At 61.4% G+C, this 22,342-nt stretch carries 22 protein-coding genes and 1 pseudogene; 17 read left to right on the top strand and 6 right to left on the bottom strand.

Features of this window, described 5'->3' with window-relative positions:
* Positions 1 to 16 precede the first annotated feature (16 nt).
* The 4 genes from DN412_RS03560 to DN412_RS03545 all read left to right on the top strand — a co-directional run bounded on the left by DN412_RS03560 (position 17) and on the right by DN412_RS03545 (position 3,688).
* Positions 17 to 994 (top strand): NAD(P)H-dependent flavin oxidoreductase, encoded by a 978-nt coding sequence (locus DN412_RS03560; protein WP_115013267.1) that lies wholly within the window; start codon positions 17 to 19, stop codon positions 992 to 994.
* Between the two features lie 25 nt (positions 995 to 1,019).
* Positions 1,020 to 2,021 (top strand): tripartite tricarboxylate transporter substrate binding protein, encoded by a 1,002-nt coding sequence (locus DN412_RS03555; RefSeq protein ID WP_115013266.1) that lies wholly within the window; start codon positions 1,020 to 1,022, stop codon positions 2,019 to 2,021.
* Between the two features lie 23 nt (positions 2,022 to 2,044).
* Positions 2,045 to 2,713 (top strand): acyl-CoA thioesterase domain-containing protein, encoded by a 669-nt coding sequence (locus DN412_RS03550; RefSeq protein ID WP_115013265.1) that lies wholly within the window; start codon positions 2,045 to 2,047, stop codon positions 2,711 to 2,713.
* Positions 2,714 to 2,881: 168 nt separating this feature from the next.
* On the top strand, positions 2,882 to 3,688 hold the full coding sequence (locus DN412_RS03545; RefSeq protein WP_208647559.1) for an enoyl-CoA hydratase-related protein: 807 nt from the start codon (positions 2,882 to 2,884) through the stop codon (positions 3,686 to 3,688).
* 307 nt (positions 3,689 to 3,995) lie between these two features.
* Here DN412_RS03545 and DN412_RS03540 read toward each other — a convergent pair whose 3' ends face one another.
* A complete protein-coding gene (locus tag DN412_RS03540) occupies positions 3,996 to 4,730 on the bottom strand; it encodes an SDR family oxidoreductase (RefSeq protein WP_115013263.1) in 735 nt (244 codons plus the stop codon).
* Between the two features lie 78 nt (positions 4,731 to 4,808).
* On the bottom strand, positions 4,809 to 5,378 hold the full coding sequence (locus tag DN412_RS03535) for a TetR/AcrR family transcriptional regulator (RefSeq protein ID WP_115013262.1): 570 nt from the start codon (positions 5,376 to 5,378) through the stop codon (positions 4,809 to 4,811).
* A gap of 207 nt (positions 5,379 to 5,585) precedes the next feature.
* Here DN412_RS03535 and DN412_RS03530 point away from each other — a divergent pair, with 207 nt between their 5' ends.
* The 6 genes from DN412_RS03530 (at position 5,586) to DN412_RS03505 (ending at position 12,554) form a co-directional block, all read left to right on the top strand.
* Positions 5,586 to 6,179: a 2-hydroxychromene-2-carboxylate isomerase gene (locus DN412_RS03530; protein ID WP_115013261.1), complete on the top strand. Its 594-nt coding sequence runs from the start codon at positions 5,586 to 5,588 to the stop codon at positions 6,177 to 6,179.
* A gap of 47 nt (positions 6,180 to 6,226) precedes the next feature.
* Positions 6,227 to 7,852: a 3-(methylthio)propionyl-CoA ligase gene (locus DN412_RS03525; protein ID WP_115013260.1), complete on the top strand. Its 1,626-nt coding sequence runs from the start codon at positions 6,227 to 6,229 to the stop codon at positions 7,850 to 7,852.
* Positions 7,853 to 7,892: 40 nt separating this feature from the next.
* Positions 7,893 to 9,077: an acetyl-CoA C-acyltransferase gene (locus DN412_RS03520; RefSeq protein ID WP_115013259.1), complete on the top strand. Its 1,185-nt coding sequence runs from the start codon at positions 7,893 to 7,895 to the stop codon at positions 9,075 to 9,077.
* Positions 9,078 to 9,131: 54 nt separating this feature from the next.
* Entirely contained in the window at positions 9,132 to 10,910 is a 1,779-nt protein-coding gene (locus DN412_RS03515) for an acyl-CoA dehydrogenase C-terminal domain-containing protein (protein WP_115013258.1), read from the top strand.
* Positions 10,911 to 10,968: 58 nt separating this feature from the next.
* Complete coding sequence (locus DN412_RS03510) at positions 10,969 to 11,958, top strand: NAD(P)H-dependent flavin oxidoreductase (RefSeq protein ID WP_115013257.1); 990 nt, start codon at positions 10,969 to 10,971, stop codon at positions 11,956 to 11,958.
* Between the two features lie 407 nt (positions 11,959 to 12,365).
* Positions 12,366 to 12,554 carry a hypothetical protein gene (locus tag DN412_RS03505; protein ID WP_115013256.1) on the top strand — a complete coding sequence of 63 codons (189 nt, stop codon included), beginning with the start codon at positions 12,366 to 12,368 and terminating at the stop codon, positions 12,552 to 12,554.
* A 52-nt stretch (positions 12,555 to 12,606) separates the two neighbouring features.
* Here DN412_RS03505 and DN412_RS45790 read toward each other — a convergent pair whose 3' ends face one another.
* Positions 12,607 to 12,948 carry a helix-turn-helix domain-containing protein gene (locus DN412_RS45790; RefSeq protein WP_425267394.1) on the bottom strand — a complete coding sequence of 114 codons (342 nt, stop codon included), beginning with the start codon at positions 12,946 to 12,948 and terminating at the stop codon, positions 12,607 to 12,609.
* A 498-nt stretch (positions 12,949 to 13,446) separates the two neighbouring features.
* Between DN412_RS45790 and DN412_RS03490 the strand changes: the two genes are divergently transcribed.
* Genes DN412_RS03490 through DN412_RS03470 form a run of 5 tightly spaced genes read left to right on the top strand, consistent with a single transcriptional unit; the run spans position 13,447 to position 18,911 of the window.
* The gene (locus DN412_RS03490) at positions 13,447 to 13,875 is read left to right on the top strand and encodes a GNAT family N-acetyltransferase (RefSeq protein WP_115013255.1); all 429 of its coding nucleotides are present in this window, start codon (positions 13,447 to 13,449) and stop codon (positions 13,873 to 13,875) included.
* Positions 13,872 to 14,225, top strand: a complete 354-nt coding sequence (locus DN412_RS03485; RefSeq protein WP_244222554.1) for a YtcA family lipoprotein — start codon at positions 13,872 to 13,874, stop codon at positions 14,223 to 14,225. The genes DN412_RS03490 and DN412_RS03485 overlap by 4 nt, the downstream gene beginning before the upstream one ends.
* A gap of 15 nt (positions 14,226 to 14,240) precedes the next feature.
* Positions 14,241 to 15,278 (top strand): multidrug transporter subunit MdtN, encoded by a 1,038-nt coding sequence (gene mdtN, locus DN412_RS03480; protein WP_167471067.1) that lies wholly within the window; start codon positions 14,241 to 14,243, stop codon positions 15,276 to 15,278.
* A 28-nt stretch (positions 15,279 to 15,306) separates the two neighbouring features.
* A complete protein-coding gene (locus DN412_RS03475) occupies positions 15,307 to 17,397 on the top strand; it encodes an FUSC family protein (protein ID WP_115013252.1) in 2,091 nt (696 codons plus the stop codon).
* A 14-nt stretch (positions 17,398 to 17,411) separates the two neighbouring features.
* Complete coding sequence (locus DN412_RS03470) at positions 17,412 to 18,911, top strand: efflux transporter outer membrane subunit (protein ID WP_115013251.1); 1,500 nt, start codon at positions 17,412 to 17,414, stop codon at positions 18,909 to 18,911.
* 31 nt (positions 18,912 to 18,942) lie between these two features.
* Here the strand turns inward: DN412_RS03470 and DN412_RS43330 are convergent, their stop codons facing one another.
* A complete protein-coding gene (locus tag DN412_RS43330; protein WP_161563970.1) occupies positions 18,943 to 19,101 on the bottom strand; it encodes a hypothetical protein in 159 nt (52 codons plus the stop codon).
* Between the two features lie 146 nt (positions 19,102 to 19,247).
* On the bottom strand, positions 19,248 to 19,697 hold the full coding sequence (locus DN412_RS03465) for an Rrf2 family transcriptional regulator (RefSeq protein WP_115013250.1): 450 nt from the start codon (positions 19,695 to 19,697) through the stop codon (positions 19,248 to 19,250).
* A 285-nt stretch (positions 19,698 to 19,982) separates the two neighbouring features.
* Between DN412_RS03465 and DN412_RS03460 the strand changes: the two genes are divergently transcribed.
* Together DN412_RS03460 and DN412_RS44360 are read left to right on the top strand one after the other, a co-directional pair.
* Positions 19,983 to 21,050: an alkene reductase gene (locus tag DN412_RS03460; protein WP_115013455.1), complete on the top strand. Its 1,068-nt coding sequence runs from the start codon at positions 19,983 to 19,985 to the stop codon at positions 21,048 to 21,050.
* A 114-nt stretch (positions 21,051 to 21,164) separates the two neighbouring features.
* Positions 21,165 to 21,287, top strand: a pseudogene (locus tag DN412_RS44360) (transketolase family protein); the annotation flags it as partial.
* Between the two features lie 448 nt (positions 21,288 to 21,735).
* Here the strand turns inward: DN412_RS44360 and DN412_RS03450 are convergent.
* A complete protein-coding gene (locus DN412_RS03450; protein WP_115013249.1) occupies positions 21,736 to 21,963 on the bottom strand; it encodes a hypothetical protein in 228 nt (75 codons plus the stop codon).
* Between the last annotated feature and the right edge of the window lie 379 nt (positions 21,964 to 22,342).

The raw sequence follows: 22,342 nt of genomic DNA, 5'->3' as shown, positions 1-22,342 counted from the left end.
CAACAAAGAGAACATCATGAAAACACAGATCACCGAACTCTTTGGAATTGAGCACCCAATTATCCAGGGCGGGATGCACTACGTCGGTTTCGCCGAACTCGCGGCTGCGGTCTCGAACGCTGGTGGGCTTGGAATCATCACGGCTTTGACCCAGCCTACGCCGGAGGCGCTTGCGAACGAGATTCGAAAAGCACGTGAACGGACAGACAAGCCTATTGGTGTCAATCTGACGTTCCTTCCCGCGCGCAATCCACCCGATTACCCGGGGTACATCCGCGCAATCATCGATGGCGGCATCAAAATCGTCGAAACTGCCGGCAACAACCCCCAGAAATGGCTGCCCACGCTCCACGAGGCTGGCATCAAAGTCATCCACAAATGTACCTCGGTACGTCATGCGCTTAAGGCCGAAAGTATCGGATGCGATGCCGTCAGTGTAGATGGCTTCGAGTGTGGCGGGCACCCAGGTGAGGACGATGTTCCGAACTTCATCCTTCTTCCCCGTGCGGCGGACGAACTCAAGGTGCCATTCGTAGCCTCCGGCGGGATGGCTGACGGTCGCTCGTTAGTGGCGGCACTGGCATTGGGAGCCGCGGGAATCAACATGGGAACACGATTCGTGGCGACGAAAGACGCGCCGGTTCACCAGAACGTCAAGGACGCAATCGTTGCTGCAACGGAACTGGACACTCGCCTGGTGATGCGCCCCCTCCGAAACACCGAGCGGGTGTTGACCAACGTCGGCGTAGAACGGTTGCTCGAGAAGGAGCAACGACTGGGTTCGGACATCACGTTCGAGGACATCGTGGAAGAAGTCGGTGGCGTCTATCCCCGGGTCATGAAAGGAGGAGAAATGGACGCAGGCGCCTGGTCGTGCGGCATGGTCGCCGGTCTGATCGACGACGTACCGTCGGTCAAAGATCTGATCGACAGAATCATCCGAGAAGCTGAGGAAATCATCGAGGCTCGCTTGCTTGGTATGTCGCGGGCATAGTTCTTCAGAGATTGGAGACAACACAATGGCTTTTCTTCTGCAGAGACTCGGACGCGGTGTAGCTACTGCGTCTCTACTGGTTGCCGCTATGAGCATGGGTACTGGCGTGATGGCTCAAGCGCTGACGCGTGCCGCGGCATCGCTGATTGTTCCCTATCCTGCGGGAAGTGCGTTCGACATGGTGGCGCGCCGCATTCAGACCGACCTGGGCACGAGCCTGGGCAAGACGGTCATCGTGGAGAACAACGGTGGCGCTTCCGGTTCTCTTGGTGCACAGCGACTGCTCAACTCCGACGGCAAAACGCTGACGATGCTGTTGGCATCGCCTAACGAACTGACGCTGCCTACGCTCGCGATGAAGAGCGTGCGCTACAAGCCCGAGGATTTTCGCATGGTGGCACTGCTCAGCAGCGGCGTGCTGGCCATCATCGCAAGACCTGACTATCCAGCCAATAATCTAAAGGAGTTCATCGAGAAGGCGAAGCAACCCGGCGCGCGGCCTTTGTCATTTGCCAGCACGGGCGTAGGCTCCATCTTCCATCTGGTTGGTGTCGATTTTGGTCGACGTCTGAACATCCCTATGACCCACGTGCCCTACAAGGGGGGCGCACCCGCACTACAGGATGTGATGAGTAGCCAGATAGATGTCACCTTCCTGCCGCTAATCCCGAACTCCATCGAGTCGGCAAAGGCCGGGAAGATCAAGGTACTGGGCGTGCTTTCGGCGGAGCGACACGCAGGCATGCCGAATGTCCCAACGGTGGATGACATCCCGGCGTTGCGCGGCTTCCACCACGCATTGTGGAACGGTCTATTCGTGTCGCCAAAGGTTCCGGAGGCGACGGCTGAGGAAATTGGCAAGGCTGTCAACCGCATCGTTAGCCAACCAAGCTATCGAGACTGGATAACCGAGCAAGGTAATTCGGCAGGGACGCCTATGAGCCTGGAACAGGCCTCTGCCTACTACCGCCAGGAATCCAGCCGTTTCGCACGTCTGGCAAGCGATATCAAACTTGAACGCGAATAGATGCGGCAGACCGAGGAGATTTTATGACTTTGGTTTTGCATGAAAGGGGATACGACATGATGGAGCAATCTCGGGTAACTCTAACCGGGTCAAGGTTTGGCCTTGATGCATCTATCGGCTTCGCAGCCGGTGAGGGAAGGGGGATCGGAGCGGTCGTACTCAATGCGGCAATGCACGCTGCCATGCATGGCGCAGTTCCAGTGTCGGTCTCTCTTCAGCTTGCATCGCCGCTCCTGCCGGGCGTGCCTGTGGAGGTCGTCCCCGAGTTGACTCGCGGCAATGCGGGATTGCAGTTCTGGAAACTGGAACTTATTCAAGAGGGCGATCCGGTGGGCTTCGCCTCGGTTGTATTGGAGTGCCTGGACCCTTCAATTTCCTACGTGCCGTGGGGGAAAGGGTGTCCGGTCCCGAACAGGGCCACGGGTGTAACCGAGAGTAAATCGGTTCTCCAAGTGACGAGGGCCTGCGAGGTCCTCCAAGACGATCTACTGCGCATCGCCGGAGACTTACCCACCTGGTTGTTCATTCGCTATCACGCTCGGGCGACTGCCGTAACAGATTTCACCTCGCTGAATCGTGTCGTGAAGACAGTCGAAAGGGGGATTTTTACCACAGTGGAGGTAGAAGTCCAGGTCGAACGGGAGGTTGTGGCTACGGCAACCTCGGTGTATTTCAAGCATGCGGGTGACTAACGGTAGACCGACGACGTGACTGCACGCAGCTACTCGATAGTGGCACGGGCAGGCAGGCTCGGCAGCCCTGTCCATCTCCCACACGCCGCCTCCGCAGCATTGCCTCACTCCAAGCTGACCACCCAACCTGACTGAAACCTAGCCATGCACACTGCATCACCACGCCCGGTGGACACCGGCACAGAAGAGTTGCAATGCGAAGTCCGCGAGCGCGTCGCCGTGATCACGCTTAACCGGCCGCAGGCGCGTAATGCGCTGTCCGACCGGTTGACGCCCGCGCTGCGGACCATGATTCGCGTCTGCGGGGACGATCCCGAGGTTGGCGCGATGCTGATCACCGGTGCCGGAAAGGCGTTCTGCGCCGGTGGCGACGTCAAGGGAATGGGCGACGCCGATACCCGGCGCGAACGCACGCCGGAAGAGCGGATCCTGGACCTGCAGGACAAGCAGCGCCGCCTGACCGGCGCGATCGTGGCGCTGCGCAAGCCAACGATCGCGGCGCTGCCCGGCCCGGCGGCCGGCGCCGGCTTGTCGATCGCGCTGGCCTGCGATCTTCGCATTGGCGCGGCGTCCGCGTTCATCAGCACGGGTTACGCCAGAATCGCGCTCAGTGGCGACTACGGCATCGCCTGGCTGCTGACGCGCCTGGTGGGGACCAGCCGCGCCCGGGAGCTGATGTTCCTGTCTGAACGGGTCGACGCGGGGCGCTGCGAGTCGCTCGGGCTGTTCAACCGGGTGGTGCCCGATGATCAGCTACCTGAGGCGTCCTTTGCCATGGCACGCGGCCTCGCCAACGGCCCGGGCACCGTCTTTGGCCATATGAAGGACAACCTGGACGACGCGTTGGCGCTCGGGTTCGAGGAGGCGCTGGATCGCGAGGCGGTCCGGCTGGTGGAATCGGCGATGAGCGAGGACCATTTCGAGGCGGTACGCGCCTTCGTCGGCAAGGTGGCCTCGCCGCCGACAGGGCGGTGACCCGCACGACGCCCCGCCTGCCGCGGCCGGGGTATCCCTGCGGCCAGGGCCGCCTTTCATGGACCGCGATCGGAAATCCCGGTGCTTAGCGTCTACGAATTAATGCGGTCTACGGCAACCCAAGAGGCTTCGCCTTCAGGGAGATACATCTAGTGCGAAGATGATGCGGTGCGCTATGGCCAATGTTGTGGCTATGCCATCGCATTCACAAGACAGTTGTGTGTGTCTTGCCGAAAGGCCGCGCTCACAGGAACGATGAGCACGGCTCGCAACGATGGCGATCTTCAGCACCAGGATGGTGAAGCAATCACCAGTTTTCCATCCAGGGCCGCAGGTCAAGCTCGAAAGTCCATGCGTCCCGTGGCTGTGTGTGAAGGTACCAATAGTTGTTGGCAATATGTTCGGGATTCAAAATTCCGTCCTGATCCTTCAACGCGTAGCGGTCCGGGAAGTTCGTGCGGATAAACTCCGTATCAATGGCTCCATCCACCACAACGTGCGCCACATGGATGTTCTTCGGACCGAGTTCCCGAGCCATGCTCTGTGCAAGCGCACGCAAAGCGTGCTTGGCGCCTGAGAACGCCGCATAATTTGCCTTGCCGCGGAGCCCTGCGGTGGCTCCGGTAAATATGATGGTCCCGCGTTCGCGCTGGACCATGCGTCTGGCGACCTCCCTGGCGTTCAGGAAGCCAGAAAAACATGCCATCTCCCAGATCTTGAAGTACTTTCGCGCGGTCTCCTCCAGGATAGGGGAGGGAACATTGGCTCCAATATTGAAAACCAGTACCTCAATGGGCCCAATTTCGGCCTCGATCTTTTCAATGAGCGCGGCTACCTCCTCCTCCTTGCGCGCATCGGTGCCGAATGCATAGGCAGTACCGCCCGCTTCCCGGATAGCCTCCAACAGTGGCTCAAGCTTGTCCGCCGACCGGCGTGTCACGCAGGCAATCATGCCCTCCGCAGCAAATCGCTTGGCAATTGCTCCACCAGTCGAGTCGCCGGCTCCTACTACAAGCGCAACCTTCCGTTCCTTTGCCGTCATCCCAGTCTCCTGTTTAACTAAACGATCGTTAGGTAAACGGACGTTACTTCATCGGGGGCTTCGGCGTCAAGCGAACGGTCAGCTTTTTCGGAGCGCCTCCAGTTGCTCGATTGCCTCTCCGAGGAAATGGCGACTGGATGCGAGAACTTGTTGCCGTGTCTTTTCGTTTTCCATCACGCGAGACAGCAGGATGGCTCCCACACACTGGGCAAGTAAGGCCCAGGCTGTTTCGGAATCCCCCAGCCGTTTCTGCCATTCGCTGTGAAGCCCCTTTGCGCTCCGCTCGACAATGCCGCGGACCTCCGGACTGGATCTGGCAATCTCAGCCCCCAAGGCGGGCAACACACAGCCCGATTCAGGATGTTGCGCGTGCCAGCTACTCAGATAATTCCGGATGCACCTGTCGAAGTCTTCGTCGTCTGTTCCGGCCAGCATCCTGCTGCTGTTCGCCAGTTCGAGTTCGAGGATCTCGGCGAACAACTCGGCCTTGGAGCCAAAGTGGCTATAGAAGGTGCCCCCGGTCAGTCCAATGGCTGCCATCAGCGCATCGATCCCGGTGGAGCCGAAGCCGCCCCGCTTTGCGATCGCCCGGCTACTGTCCAGAAGCTTCTTTCGTGTTTCCTGTTTGTGGGTGCTTGAGTAGCGCATCTCGGGTTTCCTCATATGGCTGTAGGTAGATACAAGGATCTTAGCATGACGGTCGTTTGGTAACCCTGCACGGCAAGCGACCAGCGTCATAGGCTCGAAGCGCAATCTCGCGTAGGTATTTCTCCTAGCCCATCACGATTGACACACCATACTTCATAGCATAGTCTCCGTTTACCAAACGACAGTATGGCAATGGGAGGAGTCTGGATGGGCAAGATCGTTGAGTTCTTTTTCGACGTGGGTAGTCCTGCTGCGTACCTGGCCTGGACGCAGCTACCAAAGATCTGCGATGAAGGAGGGGGCACGCTGGTCTTCAGGCCGATGCTGCTGGGCGGTGTTTTTCGCGCGACCGGGAACGCGTCTCCCGTTTCGGTTCCGGCAAAGGGGCGCTACGTGGAACTGGAGTATGGCCGCTACGCACGCAGGTATGGCGTGCCTTTCAAGACCAACTCTCACTTTCCCATCATCACGCTTCATCTCATGCGTGTCGTCACGGGAATGCAGATACGGCACCCCGAACGCTTCCATGCATTGCTCGCGGTGCTCTTCAAGGCCATGTGGGTCGACGATCTTGACCTTAACGACCCGGTACTCGCAAGCCGCACGTTGTCGGAGGCAGGACTGTCACCCGAGCAGGTCGATGGACTCGTCAATGACCCCCAGATCAAGGAGGCCTTGAAGGCGGCCACCGAGGAAGCAGTGACGCGGGGCGTCTTCGGTGCCCCGACCACATTCGTCAATGGTGAGATGTTCTTCGGGCAGGACAAGCTCGATTTCGTGAAGGAAGCGCTCATGGTCTGACGCCAGAAGCCAGGCGACACCAAGAAGAACATATTCAAGGAGACAGCATGCTTGGACTGATGCAGAACTATCCTCTGCTGATTTCTTCGCTGATTGATCATGCGAAGCGACACCATGCCGAGGGAGAGATCGTGACCAGGCGTTCCGATGGGACGCTGCACAGCTACACATGGCGAGACGTTGCCAGACGCTCGCATCAACTCGCGCATGCCATCGATGCGGAAGGGCTCTCCTTCTCGGATCGGGTAGCCACATTGGCGTGGAACGGGTACCGGCATCTGGAGTTGTACGCCGCTGTGTCCAGCTCGGGACGCGTGCTCCACACCATCAACCCGCGCCTTCCGCCTGACCAGATCGCCTGGATTGCAAATCATGCGGAAGACAGGATTCTCTGCTTCGAGGCTTCCTTCCTGCCTCTGGTCAAGGCGATTCATTCAAGCTGCACCACTATCCGTAAGTACGTGATGCTGTGCGAGCCGGAGCAACTTCCGGTGGATAGTGGTATTCCCAACCTCGAGAGCTACGAAGCCTGGATTGGCGGTCACGCCGAGCAATACGAGTGGCCGGTGTTCGACGAAAGCACCGCATCGAGCATGTGTTACACAAGTGGCACGACAGGAAACCCGAAGGGCATCCTGTATAGCCATCGATCGACCATGCTTCACACGTATGCCATGCCGCTCCCGGACGCGCTCGGAATATCGGCGCTCGATGTCGTTCTCCCTGTCGTCCCCATGTTTCACGTGAATGCCTGGGGCATTCCGTACGTGGCGATGCTGACTGGCTGCAAGCTGGTTCTGCCTGGCCCGGCGATGGATGGAAAATCCATCTACGAACTGATCGAAAAGGAAGGCGTCACGCGCACCGCCGGGGTTCCGACAGTATGGCAAATGCTGCTGGACCATGTACAAGCCAACCGGCTGAATTTTTCAACGCTCAAGATGGCGGTAATCGGCGGTGCGGCGGCAAGCTCCAGCATGGTTCGGGCCTTTCATGAGAAAGGCGTAGAGGCACGCCACGCATGGGGCATGACCGAAACCAGTCCGACCGGCACGGCCAGTTCGCCCAAACACACCCACGCACGATTGCCTGCCGACGCACGGGAGGCGCAACGGCTCAAGCAGGGGCGGGTCGCATTTGGATTCGACATGCGCACGATCGGCGGCGACGGCAACGAGGCGCCCTGGGACGGCGAAACCCAGGGCGAACTGGAGGTCAGGGGGCACTGGGTAGTCAGGGAATATTTCAAGGCGGAAGCCGGCCCACTGCTCCACGACGGCTGGTTCCGTACCGGGGACATCGCAACAATCGATCCAGATGGCTACATGCAGATCACGGACCGAAGCAAGGACGTTATCAAATCTGGCGGGGAATGGATCAGCTCCATAGAAATCGAGAATATCGCGATGGCGCACCCTGCGGTACAGATGGCCGCCTGTATCGGCGTACCCCATCCCAAGTGGAACGAGCGCCCGATCCTTGTCGTGATGAAACGCGCGGGCCATGACGTGTCGCGCGAAGAGTTGCTTCGGTTCTATGTCTCGAAAGCGGCAAAGTGGCAAGTGCCCGACGATGTGGTGTTTGTCGACGCGATTCCGCTGGGTGCTACTGGAAAAATGTTGAAAACAAAAGTGCGCGAGATGCTGGTGGATTACGTCCTGCACACCGCTTGAAGCCTGCACCACGCGACATCGATCAACCTGGAGATCAAGAATGAGAGAAGCCGTCATAGTTTCGACTGCCCGGACTGGCATTGGACGTGCGTTCCGAGGCGCGCTGAATGACATCAAGTCGCCGACGCTGATGGGACACGTGATTCATCATGCCGTGCTGCGCGCCGGCATCGAGGCGGGCGAAGTGGAAGACGTGGTAGTCGGTACCGCCATGGCAGCGGGTACGGCGGGCTCGAACATCGGAAGGTTGGCCGCGCTGGCAGCCGGACTGCCAGTCACCGTGTCCGGCCAGACGATTGACCGGCAGTGCGCCTCCGGGCTCATGGCCATTGCGACAGCCGCCAAGCAGATCATGGTCGACGGGATGGATGTCGTCATCGGTGGCGGCCAGGAGAATATCTCCGCGGTGCTGCAGCCGTTCTTCAAATGGATTGGCGACACGGTGGATCCCGCGCTCGTGGGTCGCGTGGCACATGCCTACATTCCCATGCTGCAAACCGCGGAGATCGTTGCGAAAAGGTATGGCATCAGCCGGGAAGCGCAGGACGCCTATTCGTTTGAAGCCCAGAGGCGTACGGCTAATGCGCAGGAGATGGGCCTGTTCAATGCCGAGATCGTTCCGATCACGACCAGCATGGCCATTGCCGACAAGCAGACCGGAGTCGTGTCGCACCGGCAAGTCACGCTGGACAGGGACGAAGGTAGCAGGCCGGACACGACGATGGAAGGCCTGGCCAAGCTTGAACCGGTAGTGGAAGGGGGATGCATTACTGCTGGCAACGCCAGCCAGTTGTCCGACGGTGCGTCGGCGTGCGTCCTGGTGGAGCGTGCCGTCGCCGAGCGGCGGGGACTGACGCCGCTGGGTGTGTATCGGGGCATCGCGGTAGCCGGGCTGGCGCCCGAGGAAATGGGGATTGGCCCGGTCTTCGCGGTACCCAAGCTGCTAAAGCAGCATGGGCTGAAGGTGGATGACGTTGGCCTGTGGGAGTTGAACGAAGCCTTCGCATGTCAGGTGCTCTACTGTCGCGAGAAGCTTGGCATCGATCCGCAGAGGTTGAACGTCAACGGTGGAGGGATTTCCATCGGTCATCCGTTCGGCATGACCGGTTCACGCCTGGTAGGGCATGCGCTGATCGAAGGAAAGCGGCGAGGGGCACGCTACGTTGTAGTCACGATGTGCGTGGGCGGCGGAATGGGTGCTGCTGGCCTGTTTGAAGTGCTTTGATCCGTCGTTGTCTCCTGGTTTCAGTCCCTTCAACTCAATCAGCACACCACCAACATGACAGTCTACGAAAGCCCCATTCGTGATTTTCAGTTCGTCTTGCATGAACTGCTCCAGGTATCGGAAGTATCCAAGGCGTGCGGTCTGCCGGAGCTCGATGTCGAAGTTATCGACCAGGTTCTCGACGCGGCTGGCATTTTTTCGAATGAAGTGATTGCCCCGCTGAACGCCATCGGCGACACCAGGGGATGCCGCCTCGATAGTGAGGGAAAGGTCTCGACACCCACCGGATTCGTGGCCGCGTATCGCCAGTTTTCGGAAAGCGGATGGTGTGGCCTGGGCTGCAGCCCGGAGTATGGAGGCCAGGGATTCCCGTCGGTGATCGATAGCGCCGTCACCGAGATGTTGAGCGGCGCCAACATGGGATGGGCGGCCTATCCCGGTATGTCGCACGCGACGTACGTCAACATCGAGGCAAATGGCTCGGCGGAACTGAAGGCGCAACATCTGCCAAAACTGGCATCGGGCGAGTGGGCTGGCACCATGTGCCTGACCGAGCCGCACGCGGGAACCGATCTCGGCTTGTTGCGCACGCGTGCAGTCCCCGTGGGAGACGGCAGCTATGAGATCACGGGCACCAAGATCTTCATCTCGGGTGGCGATCACGACCTGACGGACAACATCGTGCATCTGGTCCTGGCGCGGTTGCCGGATGCCCCGAAAGGTGTGAAGGGTATCTCGCTGTTCCTCGTCCCGAAGTTCCAGGTGGGCAAGGATGGATTGCCAGGCCGTCACAATGGCGTGACATGCGGGAACGTGGAAGAGAAAATGGGCATTCACGGAAATTCAACCTGTACGCTCAATTTCGACAGTTCAATCGGCTGGTTGCTCGGCGAGGCGAACAAAGGTCTGGCGGCCATGTTCGTACAGATGAACCACGCCAGAATCATGGTCGGCATTACTGCAATCGGTGTCATGCAGGCTGCATATCAGAAGGCCCTGGCCTATGCGAAAGAACGCGTGCAGGGCCGCACGGCTGGAAATCCGGCGAATGCGGCGGCAGATCCCATCGTCGGGCACCCGGATGTCCGGCGCATGTTGTTGACGCAGAAAGCGTACGTCGAAGGCTTGCGCGCCGTCGCACTGTGGACGGCTCAGTTGAGCGACACGCAACGCCTCCATCCTGATCTCGTGGTGCGCGATCAGGCGACTGATTTTCTCGGGCTGATGACGCCGGTGCTGAAGGCCATGGCAAGCGATGTCGCTGTGGAATCGACACTACTCGCCATGCAGGTCTACGGCGGGCATGGGTACATCCGGGACAACGGCGTAGAGCAGCATTTGCGGGACGTGAGAATCATCGGTCTCTATGAGGGAACAAACGGCGTGCAGGCGATGGATCTGTTGGGACGTAAAGTCCTTGCGGACGAGGGCCGCCGTCTGGCGACGTTCCTGCAGGTGGTCTCGGCATTCGTCGACGAGCATGGTGGCGTAGACGCGCTCAAGGCTTTCACGCAACCTCTCGGTGATTTGATCGGTGAAGTGGAGGCAACGACGAGGATCATCTTCTCGGATGCCGCTGGGAACGCGCACACGGTGGGCGCTGCCGCTGCACCGTTCCTGCGTCTGGTTGGGCACCTGGTGCTCGCCTGGATGTGGGCGCGCGCGGCGGTCATTGCCCTGGGCAAACTCGATTCTGGCGATCCGATCTACGCCGCGAAGCTGTCGACTGCACGCTTCTACTACCAGCGTCTGCTTCCGGAAACACTGGCGTTGTGCGCCGAGATTCGCGCGGGGGCCGCAGTGGTGATGGAGGCAGACGTCGAGTTGCTGTAATGCCGGTTCTCTATGGGGCTGCGCGCAGATTGCATTTGGAAAACCAATCGGAAACATTATGAGAACGCGTATTACGGAGTTGTTTGGCATCCAGCATCCTATCATTCAGGGTGGTATGCACTACGTTGGCTTCGCGGAGATGGCCGCCGCTGTGTCGAATGCTGGTGGGCTTGGCATCATTACCGGCCTGACGCAAAAGACGCCGGAGCTTCTGGCCCGCGAAATCGAACGCTGCCACAGCATGACGGATCAACCATTTGGCGTGAATCTTACGTTCCTGCCTTCGTTCAATGCGCCACCTTATGAGGAGTACATTGCCGCCATTCGCGAGGGTGGGGTACGTATTGTCGAAACGGCGGGGCGTAGTCCCCAGGAGTACATGCCATTGCTCAAGGCTGCGGGCATCAAAGTGATTCACAAATGCACATCCGTGCGCCATGCACTGAATGCCGAGAAGATTGGCTGCGACGCGGTCAGTGTGGACGGGTTCGAGTGTGGAGGCCATCCTGGCGAAGACGATGTGCCAAACATGATTCTCTTGCCACGTGCCGCCGAAGAACTGACCATTCCGTTTATCGCTTCGGGTGGCATGGCGGACGGCCGCAGCCTCGTTGCGGCACTTGCATTGGGTGCGGACGGTATCAACATGGGCACGCGCTTTGTGGCGACTGTTGAAGCGCCGGTCCACGATAACGTCAAACAGGCCATTGTGGCGGCGTCGGAGCTTGATACGCGACTGGTAATGCGGCCGCTGCGAAACACAGAGCGTGTGCTGAAGAACGTCGGTGTGGAGCAGTTGCTGGAAATCGAGCGGGACAAGGGCGCATCGTTGAAGATCTCCGACATTTACGAACAGGTGGCAGGTGTCTATCCGAGAGTGATGGTGGAGGGCGAAATGGATGCGGGCGCGTGGAGTTGTGGGATGGTCGTCGGCCTGATCCGCGATATCCCAACTGTAAGCGCATTGATTGCGCGGATCATGGAAGAGGCCGAAGGGCTGATCTCCAATCAGCTATCCGGGTTGCTGCGGGCGCCGGCGATGGCCTGACTGTTGGACTGACAAGGCAGAACAACCCTGAGGCGCGTCGTGTGTTGCCGAAACGAGGTGCCAAGCAAAGTAGGCGCCTCCATCTTTGAAAAAAGAGGGAAATCGGCTGTGCGTTGGGCACTATTTGCCCGGCGTCCCAGGTGGGGGCAGGCCGATGGGACTATTTTTTGGCCTCTAGAAGCGGACCGTTAGCGCGGCCATGTCCGACATCTGAATGACCGGCTGTGCGCGAATGGCAACGGCGCTTCCTGGCCGGTCTCTGCCCCCATGTTGCGCACCTGCGCCTTCTTGAACAGGCCCCCGCCGAGTGCTCAGGAGCTGCGGCGGCTCCGCCGCCCCCGCCACCGGATAGCCAATAACGCAGACGCCCCCGGTACGCGGTGTCACACCCCGCTGAGGTGCTGGCAATGTTCGCGAAACCGTCCGAACTGGAGGCGCATTTGAATGTGCGCTTGCTGGTGCGCGGCACGCGGAAGGTGACACTGGCGGAAGCCGGGCACGGCTATGTGGCGTCCTGCCGGCGCGTGCTGGAAGTAGACATCTCGGAAATCGAACGCACGGCCGCCGGCGAATATCTGATGACGCGGCGCGCGTAGCCGGGTCGGCGATGTCGCCGGGGACGGCCAGCACGACCGGGTCTTCCCACGGTTAGATGCTGCGGGCGGCGGAGACGACGACGTAGGCGCGCTCGCGGTACGCGTTGACCAGTTGGGCGCCGATGCCTTGGGACGCGCCAATGATCACGGCAACTTGTGGACAATGTGATGCAGGCGTTCCCAGCCGCCCAGGCACGCATGGGATCTGAGCTAGGACGTTGAGCGCCGCCAGTTCGGCTGCCTGCATGCCTTCTTCGAGGGTGAGCTCCTTGCTGACCAGTCCCTGCCGTCGGCTCACCGTGGCCAGAGGAATTCGAAGTTTCCGACTTGCGGCGGAAAGGCTTCCGGTATCGGTAGCCGCCAGCAGAATCACCATTGCCTCGAGCCGATCCATGGCCTTCCACCAATGAGAGGGTAGTTCTCAATTCTACAGCTATTCAACAGATCGGCAGGAGCATAAATTTCCGAACAGCCAGGCCGTGCCGGAGCATCGGTCAGCGCTGCTCGGCGATTCGCCTCGCGCTTCGGTTTGGCAACCCACCCATTGGAGTCATCTATGACGTTCGAGACGCTCAAAATGAGCCGCGACGGTGCGGTTCTTTTCGTGGGGATATCCGCACCAGGTATCAGTCCTGGCGTGCGTCGGCTGCGTAGCACGTCGGGGCAACGGCTTAGCCCTCGGCCAGGCGCCGGTGGCTACGGATCGCTGTCGACGATTGCCGCCCAGACCATGAGCGCATCGCTGACGGCCGCCATGCTACTGATGGTACTGGCAGGTTCGATGTACGTCATGAGTATTGCCCTTGGGCGCCTGGGTTGCGTCCTACGCTAGCGCATGGTGAGCCCCATTGCGTCATCCGTCAGAGGACGCCCTTGCTTGAAGGAGTGCACTATGCGCCCGCACTATGCAACCGAGAAGGACTGGCCAGAGGTGGAAGCGCTTCTGAGCGCTTCGTCACTGGCTCTCGATGGGATGCACGAGCACCTCACGCAGTTCCTCGTGGTCCGTGACAAGGCTGGACTTCTGGGTTGCGCCGGCATTGAGCGGTACGAGACGACGTGCGTGCTTCTGGCACTCGCCGTCGTGCAACGCGCAAGGTCCGCAGGCCTTGGCGAACTGTTGATCGCCGCCATCGTGGCTGACCTTCGGCTGCAAGGCGTCGAGTCGATCGTGCTGCAAACCAGGAGTGCGTCCGGCTATTTCGCGCGCCTGGGCTTCACGCAGATCGACATCTCGGAGTTGCCGCAATCGGTCCGCCCCGCTCAAGCGTTCGGCCGCGACCGGAATGACATCGGGATGCTGATGCAGTCCGCCTTGTGAGCGACACCCATGCGTGGGTGGCTTGGCAGATGAAAGCGAATCGGCTGCCGATTGATTTACGCGGTTTTCTCGCAATGGAGAGCGAAATGAGACGCCTGGCAGCCGTGTTGCTCCCTTGGACCCTGTTAAGCGGCTGCGCAACGGCGCCGTCGATCGGCGTGCTGGGCGCCTACTTTCCCGACTGGCTGTTTTGCATTGTCGGCGCCATCGTCGGGACCGCACTGGTTCACACCGCATTGCGTGCCGCCGGCCGTTTGCCGCAGCCTGGCGAACTGACCCTGCCGCTGGCCTATTCCGCACTGACGGCGATCCTGGCGTTGTCCGGCTGGCTGGTCTTCTTCCAAAACTGATTCTGAGATATGGTGATGCCCGAAGAAACTGTAGATCGAAGCCGTCATGGCCGCGCTATTGCGATACTGCTGGCCGTGGCGGCGATCGGCCTGGCTGTCTTCGTCGTGTGGCGGCTCGATGCCGCCCCGCGCACCGACGATGCCTATGCGTATGCGGACACCATCAATGTGGCGCCGGAGGTCAGCGGGCGCATCGTTGAATTGGCCGTCAAGGATAATCAGGCAATCCGGCGCGGCGACGTGCTGTACCGGATCGACCCGCGGCCGTTCGAGATGCAACTGGCCAAGGCACGCGCCACGCTGACCGCGCTCGATCGCGAGATCGAACTGACGCAACGGTCCGTCAACGCGCAGAAACTCGGTGCTGCCGCGGCGGCGGCCAACATCGAGCGCGCACGGGCGGCCGCCGAGCAGGCGAAGGATACCCTGGCCCGCACGGAGCCGCTGCTAGGCACCGAATACGTGTCGGCCGAACAAGTCGACCAAGCGCGGACCGCCAGGCGCTCCGCGCAGGCGCAACTGAACGCCGCAGTGCTCGATGCGGAGCGCGCCACCGCCGGCATCAGCGGCGTCGATGCGCTGGTCGCCAGGCGCGAGGTGGTCAAAGCCGAAATCGCGCTGGCCGAGCTCAATCTCGAATACGCGATCGTGCGCGCGCCATTCGACGGCATCGTGGTCAACCTCAGGACCTCGGTCGGCCAGTTTGCCGCGGCAGGCCATCCGGTGTTTACGCTGGTCAACACCACCCGCTGGTATGTGGTCGCGAACTTCCGCGAAACCGATCTTGCGCATATCAAGCCGGGACAGCGGACGCAGGTCTACGTGCTCGGCCAGGCGGACAAGCGCTTCCGCGGCGTGGTCGACTCGGTCGGCTACGGCGTGTTCCCGGACGATGGCGGCGCCGACGCGGGCGGGCTGCCCCACGTGCCCCGTTCGATCAACTGGGTGCGTGTGGCGCAGCGCTTCCCGGTTCGCATCCTGGTCGAGAAACCCGACCCGGCAGTATTCCGCATCGGCGCTTCGGCCGTGGCGATCGTGACGCCCAAGGCGTAATCCCTGCCATTTCTTGAGGAGCAGAGCCATGAGCACGCAAGCCGCCCATCGCCCGGGCGCCAGTAGCGCATCGGCGCTGGCATGGATGCCGGCATGGATCCGCGCGGAACTGGCGCCGTTCCCCGGGCGTACGCGAGCGACGTGGCGCTTCGTGCTGAGCGCCGCGCTGGTCACCGTGATCTCGATGGCGCTGCAGGTGCCGAACCTGCCGCTGTCGCTGATAGTGGTATTCATCACTGCGAGGGAGAACACCGTACTGACCCGGATCTCGGGGATCATCCTGGTGATCGGCGCGGTCATGGCGGTAGCGGCCGGCCTGCTGCTGGTGAAGTTCACCATTGACTACCCGCTGCTGCGCATTCTCGGCGCCTGCGCGATCGCCTTCTGCGGCATGTATTTCATGCGCATCAGCAAGCTGGGCCCGATCGGCTTCCTGGTTGCAATGTTCGTCTTCTATTTCCAGAGCTTTGTCGACCTGGGGATCGGGCCTGAGGCGCTGGTGCGCACACTGCTGTGGGTATGGGTCGCGATGACCTACGCGATCGTCCTGACGATCACGGTCAACTTGCTGTTCCTGCCGAGCCGCCCGGCACGCCTGCTGATCGACGAGATGCGCCGCCAGCTCGACCACGTGCTGGACCAGCTCGAGGCGCGCCGCACGCAAACTCCGTTGCGGCCGCGCAGCATGGCATCGGTCGCGCAGGGCGTGCTGCTGCTGCACCGTCACGTGGCCTTCGCGGTCGAGGGAGACAAAGCCTGGCGGCGCGACCGCGCGCGCCATCTGGCGCGCATCGCGGCGATGGACCGTCTTGCCACCGCCGCCGCGCACCTGTCACGGCTGCCGATGGGGGCGCTATCGCCGGCGCAGGCCGCAAAGGTTGGCGTACTGCACGCGCATTGCCGGGCGCTGCGCACATCGCTGCACGACGGCACGCCGTTCACCTGCGCCCCCCTGGCTGTCGGCACCGCCGACGGCCCGCTGGACAGCGTGCTGAGCGAAATGGGGCATGCGCTGCAGGCGGCTGGCGAGCCGGAACCGCTGCCCGCGGCGCCCATGAAGAGAGAGCCCCTGGTCTACCCCGATGCCTTCAGCAATCCCGCTTATGGCCGCTTTGCGCTGAAAACCGTGCTGAGCGCCATGCTGTGCTACCTGTTCTATTCCGCCGTGCAATGGCCGGGCATCCACACCGCGATGCTGACCTGCTTCGTCATTGCGCTGCCGAGCCTCGGCGCGATGTCGCACAAAGGGCTGGCGCGCGTGGTCGGCTGCGCGCTGGGCAGTGTCGTGACGCTGGCGGCGACGGTCATCATCATTCCGCATCTCGATACCATCACCGGCCTGTTGGCCTTGACCCTGCCGATCATCGCGGCCGGCGCCTGGGTCGCGGCCGGCTCCCCGCGCACCAACTACATCGGCCTCCAGTTTGTCTTCGCCTTCGGCCTGTCCCAGCTCGGCCAATTCGGGCCGAGCATCGACCTGACCGAGATCCGCGACCGGATGATCGGCATCCTGGTCGGTGTCGCGGTGTCGATCGCCGTTTCTGCGGCGATCTGGCCCGAGCGCGAGGGCGACGCGCTGAAGGACATGCTCGGGCGACTAGTGCGCAGCGTCGCCGATCTGGTGCGCGCCGCGCACGACAGCCGGGACGCTGCCGCCCGGCGCGACGCGGTCGACAAGGCGCGCCTGCGGGGCTGGTCGCTGCTGACGCAGAACCGCGAGATGCAGGCGCGCGTGGCGCTCGAACCTGGCTGGCAGTATGCGCACGACTCGGTCACCCCGGAAATTACAACGGCTCTGGCGCAGGCGCAGGAAATCCTGTTCGCAGTCGACTGGCTCCATCTCCGAATGCAGCACGCCGGCCCGAACCTGCCGCAGCCGATTGCCGATTCGTTCCGGGCGTGGCACGAGTATGTTGCCATTCGGCTGGAACGGATTGCGGGCCGCCTCGACGGGCAGGTGTTGCCCCCGCCGGCGCAGCCCCCGGCCGACGCCTTCCCGGCCGTGGCCGGCGCCAGCGCGGCATTGCGCGAGCCGCTGGCCGACATCGTGCAAGCCGCGCATGTGCTGGAGGATCGCATCGCGCAGCTTGACCACCGTCTGTCGCCGCCGCTCATATGACCCACGACTGAACCATGCACACCCGCGCACCGTATCGACTTTTCCCGACGCGGCTCGCCGCCATCGCAGCGGCCGTCTCGCTGCTGCTTTCCGGCGCCGGTTGTGCGCTGATCCGCGAGGAGAAGGCCCCGGCGGCACAGATATCCGCCGAACAGGTTCGCCTGGCCCAGGACAGCCAGTTGCCGCAGGGCGACTGGCCATCGACCGAATGGTGGAAGGCCTACGCGGATGACCGGCTCGATGCGCTGGTGGCGCGGGCGCTACAGGATTCGCCGACGATGGCGGTGGCTCAGGCACGCGTCGAAGCCAGTCGTGCCCAGGCGAAACTGGTCGATGCGTCGACCGGCCTGCTGGTAGGGCTGTCTGCATCGGTCAACCGGCAGCGCGTGTCCGAGAACGGTTTCCTCGGGCCGTTCGCCCATACCAACCCTCAGATCGGCACGACCGGTCCCTGGTACACGGAAGGCACGATCGGCCTTGTCGCTGGATACTCGGTCGATCTGTGGGGAAAAAACAGGGCGCGCGTCAACGCCGCGCTGGGCGTGACCCGGGCGAGCCAGGCCGAGGCCGCACAGGCGGCCCTAGTGCTGTCGTCGCAGGTGGTCCATGCCTATTACGACATCCAGACCACGTATGCACTGCACGACCTGCTGGTAAAGGCGCGCGACATTCGGCAGGAGCAGGTGCAAGCCAGCCAGACCCGCGCCGCGCGCGGCCTGGTGGCTCGCACGCAGGTGGAAAGCGCCGAGGCCCAGCGTCTGCAGCTTGACCAGCAGATCCGCTCGACACAGGCGCGTATCCGTACGCTCCATGAAATGCTGCGGCTGTTGACCGGAGCAGGACCCGATGGCCTGCCCGCGATCGCGCCACGGCCGCTGCCGGACAGCGTCGGCGGCGTCCCGCCGACGCTCGGCTATGAGCTGCTCGCGCGCCGGCCCGATCTGCAGGCGATGCGCTGGTATGTGCAGGCGTCGATGGACCAGATCGACGCGGCGAAGGCCGAGTTCTATCCGAGCTTCGACATCCGCGCATTCATCGGGCTGGATTCGATCCATCTGTCCGACCTGCTGCGCAAGTCGAGCCGCCAGATTAACCTGATTCCGGGGCTGAGCCTGCCGATACTCGACAGCGGGCGGCTGAATGCGAACCTTGCCGCAACGCGCTCGCAGAGCGATCTGATGATCGCCCAGTACAACGAAGCGGTACTGAAGGCGGTGCGCGAAGTTGCGCAAGCCGGCATCGAACTGGATGACCTGGGCGAGCAGCAGGCCATGCAGGCCGGCAAGCTAAAGACCGCCACCTTTGCTTCGGATAGCGCCACCGCGCATTACCGGCGAGGCCTGCTCGACAAGGTCACAGCGCGAGAGGCGATGCTGCCGGTGCTGACGGAGCAGAGCCAGGCCGTCGAGATCCGCAGCCGGCAGATCCATGCGGCGGTGACCCTGGCGACTGTGTTGGGGGGCGGATACGTTGCCGAGGGCGGCGGCAAAGGGCAGTTGGCGAAGACCCAATGACCGCCCGGGCAGTTCCGGAAACTTCAGTCGCTTAGGGGCCGTTGATCCGGGTGAAGTCGGGCCGGCGCGTTTCGCTGAGGGCCGTGAACGCTTCCCGCGCTCCATCGCTTTGCAGGCGCTTCGTGAACACAGCGCGGTCAGCGCCCATCCGCGACGCGAGTTTCTCCACATCGCGCATGATTTGCTTCATTGCGGTCATAGATCCGTACGGTATCAAAACCTAGGACCGCACATCATTGGCAACTTGATGGCGCAGCCGGCCTTGCCTACCGTCTGCCCTTTAACTTTCGCCTAGGTAGTGGTGGTGGATTACACAAAAGCTCATCGTTCTACAGATCAGCGGCGCGGTTTTGATGATCGCGATGCAAGTGTGTCTGCAAGTACCGCCTCGATCGTGATTGCAGCAAGTGACTTTCGAACGCCATCTTCGATCGAATCATAGACGTGGCTCAGCGTCGACCCGATGCCTCGCCCGATGGGGCAGGCCTGGCTGGGTTTTGAAGGGTGAAGCGCAAAGTGCGCGCCCTCTTCAAGCGCATCAAAGACGTCGAGCAGGGTGATTGCGTCCGCGCTCCTGGTCAGGCGCCATCCCGCATTGATGCCGCGAAAACTCTCGACAAGGCCGCCTTTTGCCAGCAACCCTAGCGTGCGACGGATTACCACCGGATTGGTGTTAACGCTCGCAGCGATCCGATCGGACGTCACCGGGTCGGGATTTTCTCTCGTGACGAGTGCCATCCACGCGAGGATGTGGGTCGCCACGGTCAAGCGGCTATTGGCGCTCATCGGAAGCCTGTATTAGTCAATTTAGTTGTAACCATATTCATTACAGCAAGGGTTGTCAACTCGATATGGTTTGATGCAGCACCCGGCCATACCGTTTTCCTGTCCGTGGACGTCAACTCTTCATGAAGAAAGACTTGTGCTGATGGCGAGGATGGTTTACGGTGTAACTGAGTTAGTTACATCGAACGTAATGCCGATACGCGTAGGCGCTACGACGTTTCCATAGCCAGACGGAAACGAAGCAGTCGTCCCTTGATCTTCAATACCGAAACGAGAACCCCGCAGATGTCCACACTCTTCGATCCCGTCCAGATTGGCGCGCTAAAGCTGAAGAACCGCATTGTCATGGCACCGCTCACGCGCATGCGTGCCTTCGCTGAACGCAGCCCAAGTGCCATCAACGTTCGGCATTACGCGCTGCGTGCGAGTGCAGGACTCGTCATTACCGAAGCCACTTCAGTGACCCCTCAAGGCGTTGGCTATCCCAACACGCCGGGCATCTGGACGGAGAGGCAGATCGCTGGCTGGGGCGAGGTAACTGCCGCAGTACACGATGCGGGCGGCCTGATCGTCTCCCAGTTGTGGCACGTTGGGCGAGTTTCCGATCCCGTCTACCATGATGGCCAACTTCCGGTCGCACCGAGCGCCATTGCGCCGGAAGGCCATGTCAGTCGAGTGCGGCCCCAGCGCCCGTACGCTGTACCGCGTGCGCTGGAGAGCGATGAAATTCCCGGGATCGTCGAGGATTTTCGGATCGGCGCCGAAAATGCAAAGCGCGCTGGTTTTGATGGCGTCGAGCTTCACGCGGCAAATGGCTACCTCTTTGATCAGTTCCTGCACGACGGATCAAATCAGCGGACCGACCGCTATGGCGGTTCGATCGAGAATCGCGCGCGGTTCCTGCTTGAGGCAATCGACGCATTGCTCACGGTTTGGCCGGCGGACCGCATCGGCGTGCATCTGAACCTGATGTCGAGCGCATACTCGATGAGCGATTCGAATCCGCGCGCGCTGTTTACGTATGTCGCCGAGCAGCTCAACGAGCGCAACATCGCTTTCATTTTTGCGCGCGAGGCGCTGGATCGCGGCGACGAACGCATCGGTCGTGACGTGCGAAGAATCTTCCAAGGGGCCTATATTCTCAACGAAGGGCTGACCAGGGAGAGCGCTGAGCTGGCCATCGAACGGGGCGAGGCGGACGCGGCGGCATTTGGTCGTTCGTTTATCGCGAACCCTGATCTAGTCGAGCGTTTTCGACGCGGTGCGCCGCTCAGTAGCATCAAGCCGGAAACGCTCTACACGGATAACGAAACTGGCTACAACGACTACCCGTTGCTCGATGAAGCTGTCTGAAAGTGAGGAGGCCTGGCGGGCGGCGCAGCAACGGGATTGGAGTTGGTCGCGCGACTTGGGGCAGTGATGCGGCATATGCATGGCGGCCCTGCGCGCTTCGACATCTACGTAGTACCGTTCCGACAGATCGGTCTGCCGGATGAGTTCCTGGATGCAGGGGCGCTCCCAACGCTGCACGAGCGCTATGGCATATCAGCAAGCGTGATGGCTGAATCGATTAGGCAGTGGGTCAAGTAGGGATCGGGTGCGGGCTCCTTGCGCAGCTTCGCTAGTATGGCGCGTTCGCCTGCACACCAAAGAGGAAAGGCTGAAGTAGAGCAGACTTCAGCCTTTCAAATACATTGTCTTGACCGACCGAGACTCGCCGGGTGCGGCCCAATGCCGAGCGCAACCCGATTGTTCCTCCTTGACCGGCTGCGTAGGGCAGAAGATGACCCCACAAGGGACGTTCGAACCGGCGCGAACAGGATGCCCGCTTCCTGGAAACAACAGTCGTCCGCCCTGCAATGCCGAACGCCCAAATGCCGAGGCGAGAAGCAAGCTGTGCTGCCTCCAGGGTCCGTTGACGGCACGGACCGGTCGCTTGAGTGACCGCATGACCGCGAGAGCGAACGGCCGAGAATGGCCGACAACGGCCCTCCCCAGCACGCCGAACCTCGGCGCTGGATCCGCCTGGGCCGGCTTCTTATCGCTCTTGCGACGACAGCCGCCATGTCGGAGTGCCGTCGTCGAAGCTGTCGAACCACTCCCGGATCGCGTCGGCCACAATGCTTGGATCGCAAGTGGCGGCATCCGGAACGCATGCCCGAATGAGATCTTCGACGTCAAAGCGTCGTTCCGCCCGAGCCCGCCAGGCATCGCGGTTGCGGGCGAGGATAGTGAGGTGCTGGTCGCGGATCGGGATGTAACGCATGGCGATGACACGGAATGGAGTCCCGTATTGACGGCCGCCTCGCCGACTTCTTGAGCCACGCCCGGTGAGCAAAGAGCGAACTGACCTACAGATCCTGGCTCAGCGTCGGCGAGAATTGCACGGCAGTCCAGCTAATTCCGGATTTCCAGTCCAGCAAACTGATCTGTAGTCCGGCTAATTCCGGTTTCCTACAGATCTGTGAGGAACCAGAATTCCCTGGACTGCGTTTCCCGAAAAATCAATGACTTAACATCTAATTTCGTAACTGCTCAATAACCCGGGGCGAACGGCGGCACCCTGTTCAAGCAGAGCGCAGGAGGCGTTGTTCAAGCAGGTGTGGTAGTGGTGGGATGTGATCGCTGCACGAGATGCGGTCTGT

This window comes from Cupriavidus lacunae (genome assembly GCF_003353055.1).
GTDB lineage: Bacteria > Pseudomonadota > Gammaproteobacteria > Burkholderiales > Burkholderiaceae > Cupriavidus > Cupriavidus lacunae.
The sequence above is the reverse complement of the archived record's forward strand: the minus strand, read 5'-3'. Positions and strand labels throughout refer to the sequence as shown.

What these genes read in the sequence shown, in the direction of transcription:
- DN412_RS03450 (WP_115013249.1), bottom strand. Translation starts at nt 21,963, where the DNA reads ATGCGTTACATCCCGATCCGCGACCAGCACCTCACTATCCTCGCCCGC.
- DN412_RS03510 (WP_115013257.1), top strand. Translation starts at nt 10,969, where the DNA reads ATGAGAACGCGTATTACGGAGTTGTTTGGCATCCAGCATCCTATCATT.
- DN412_RS03540 (WP_115013263.1), bottom strand. Translation starts at nt 4,730, where the DNA reads ATGACGGCAAAGGAACGGAAGGTTGCGCTTGTAGTAGGAGCCGGCGAC.
- DN412_RS03535 (WP_115013262.1), bottom strand. Translation starts at nt 5,378, where the DNA reads ATGCGCTACTCAAGCACCCACAAACAGGAAACACGAAAGAAGCTTCTG.
- DN412_RS03475 (WP_115013252.1), top strand. Translation starts at nt 15,307, where the DNA reads ATGAGCACGCAAGCCGCCCATCGCCCGGGCGCCAGTAGCGCATCGGCG.
- DN412_RS03460 (WP_115013455.1), top strand. Translation starts at nt 19,983, where the DNA reads ATGTCCACACTCTTCGATCCCGTCCAGATTGGCGCGCTAAAGCTGAAG.
- DN412_RS03515 (WP_115013258.1), top strand. Translation starts at nt 9,132, where the DNA reads ATGACAGTCTACGAAAGCCCCATTCGTGATTTTCAGTTCGTCTTGCAT.
- DN412_RS03525 (WP_115013260.1), top strand. Translation starts at nt 6,227, where the DNA reads ATGCTTGGACTGATGCAGAACTATCCTCTGCTGATTTCTTCGCTGATT.
- DN412_RS03520 (WP_115013259.1), top strand. Translation starts at nt 7,893, where the DNA reads ATGAGAGAAGCCGTCATAGTTTCGACTGCCCGGACTGGCATTGGACGT.
- DN412_RS03550 (WP_115013265.1), top strand. Translation starts at nt 2,045, where the DNA reads ATGACTTTGGTTTTGCATGAAAGGGGATACGACATGATGGAGCAATCT.
- DN412_RS03530 (WP_115013261.1), top strand. Translation starts at nt 5,586, where the DNA reads ATGGGCAAGATCGTTGAGTTCTTTTTCGACGTGGGTAGTCCTGCTGCG.
- DN412_RS03465 (WP_115013250.1), bottom strand. Translation starts at nt 19,697, where the DNA reads ATGAGCGCCAATAGCCGCTTGACCGTGGCGACCCACATCCTCGCGTGG.
- DN412_RS03490 (WP_115013255.1), top strand. Translation starts at nt 13,447, where the DNA reads ATGCGCCCGCACTATGCAACCGAGAAGGACTGGCCAGAGGTGGAAGCG.
- DN412_RS43330 (WP_161563970.1), bottom strand. Translation starts at nt 19,101, where the DNA reads ATGAAGCAAATCATGCGCGATGTGGAGAAACTCGCGTCGCGGATGGGC.
- mdtN (WP_167471067.1), top strand. Translation starts at nt 14,241, where the DNA reads ATGCCCGAAGAAACTGTAGATCGAAGCCGTCATGGCCGCGCTATTGCG.
- DN412_RS03505 (WP_115013256.1), top strand. Translation starts at nt 12,366, where the DNA reads ATGTTCGCGAAACCGTCCGAACTGGAGGCGCATTTGAATGTGCGCTTG.
- DN412_RS03555 (WP_115013266.1), top strand. Translation starts at nt 1,020, where the DNA reads ATGGCTTTTCTTCTGCAGAGACTCGGACGCGGTGTAGCTACTGCGTCT.
- DN412_RS45790 (WP_425267394.1), bottom strand. Translation starts at nt 12,948, where the DNA reads ATGGATCGGCTCGAGGCAATGGTGATTCTGCTGGCGGCTACCGATACC.
- DN412_RS03560 (WP_115013267.1), top strand. Translation starts at nt 17, where the DNA reads ATGAAAACACAGATCACCGAACTCTTTGGAATTGAGCACCCAATTATC.
- DN412_RS03470 (WP_115013251.1), top strand. Translation starts at nt 17,412, where the DNA reads ATGCACACCCGCGCACCGTATCGACTTTTCCCGACGCGGCTCGCCGCC.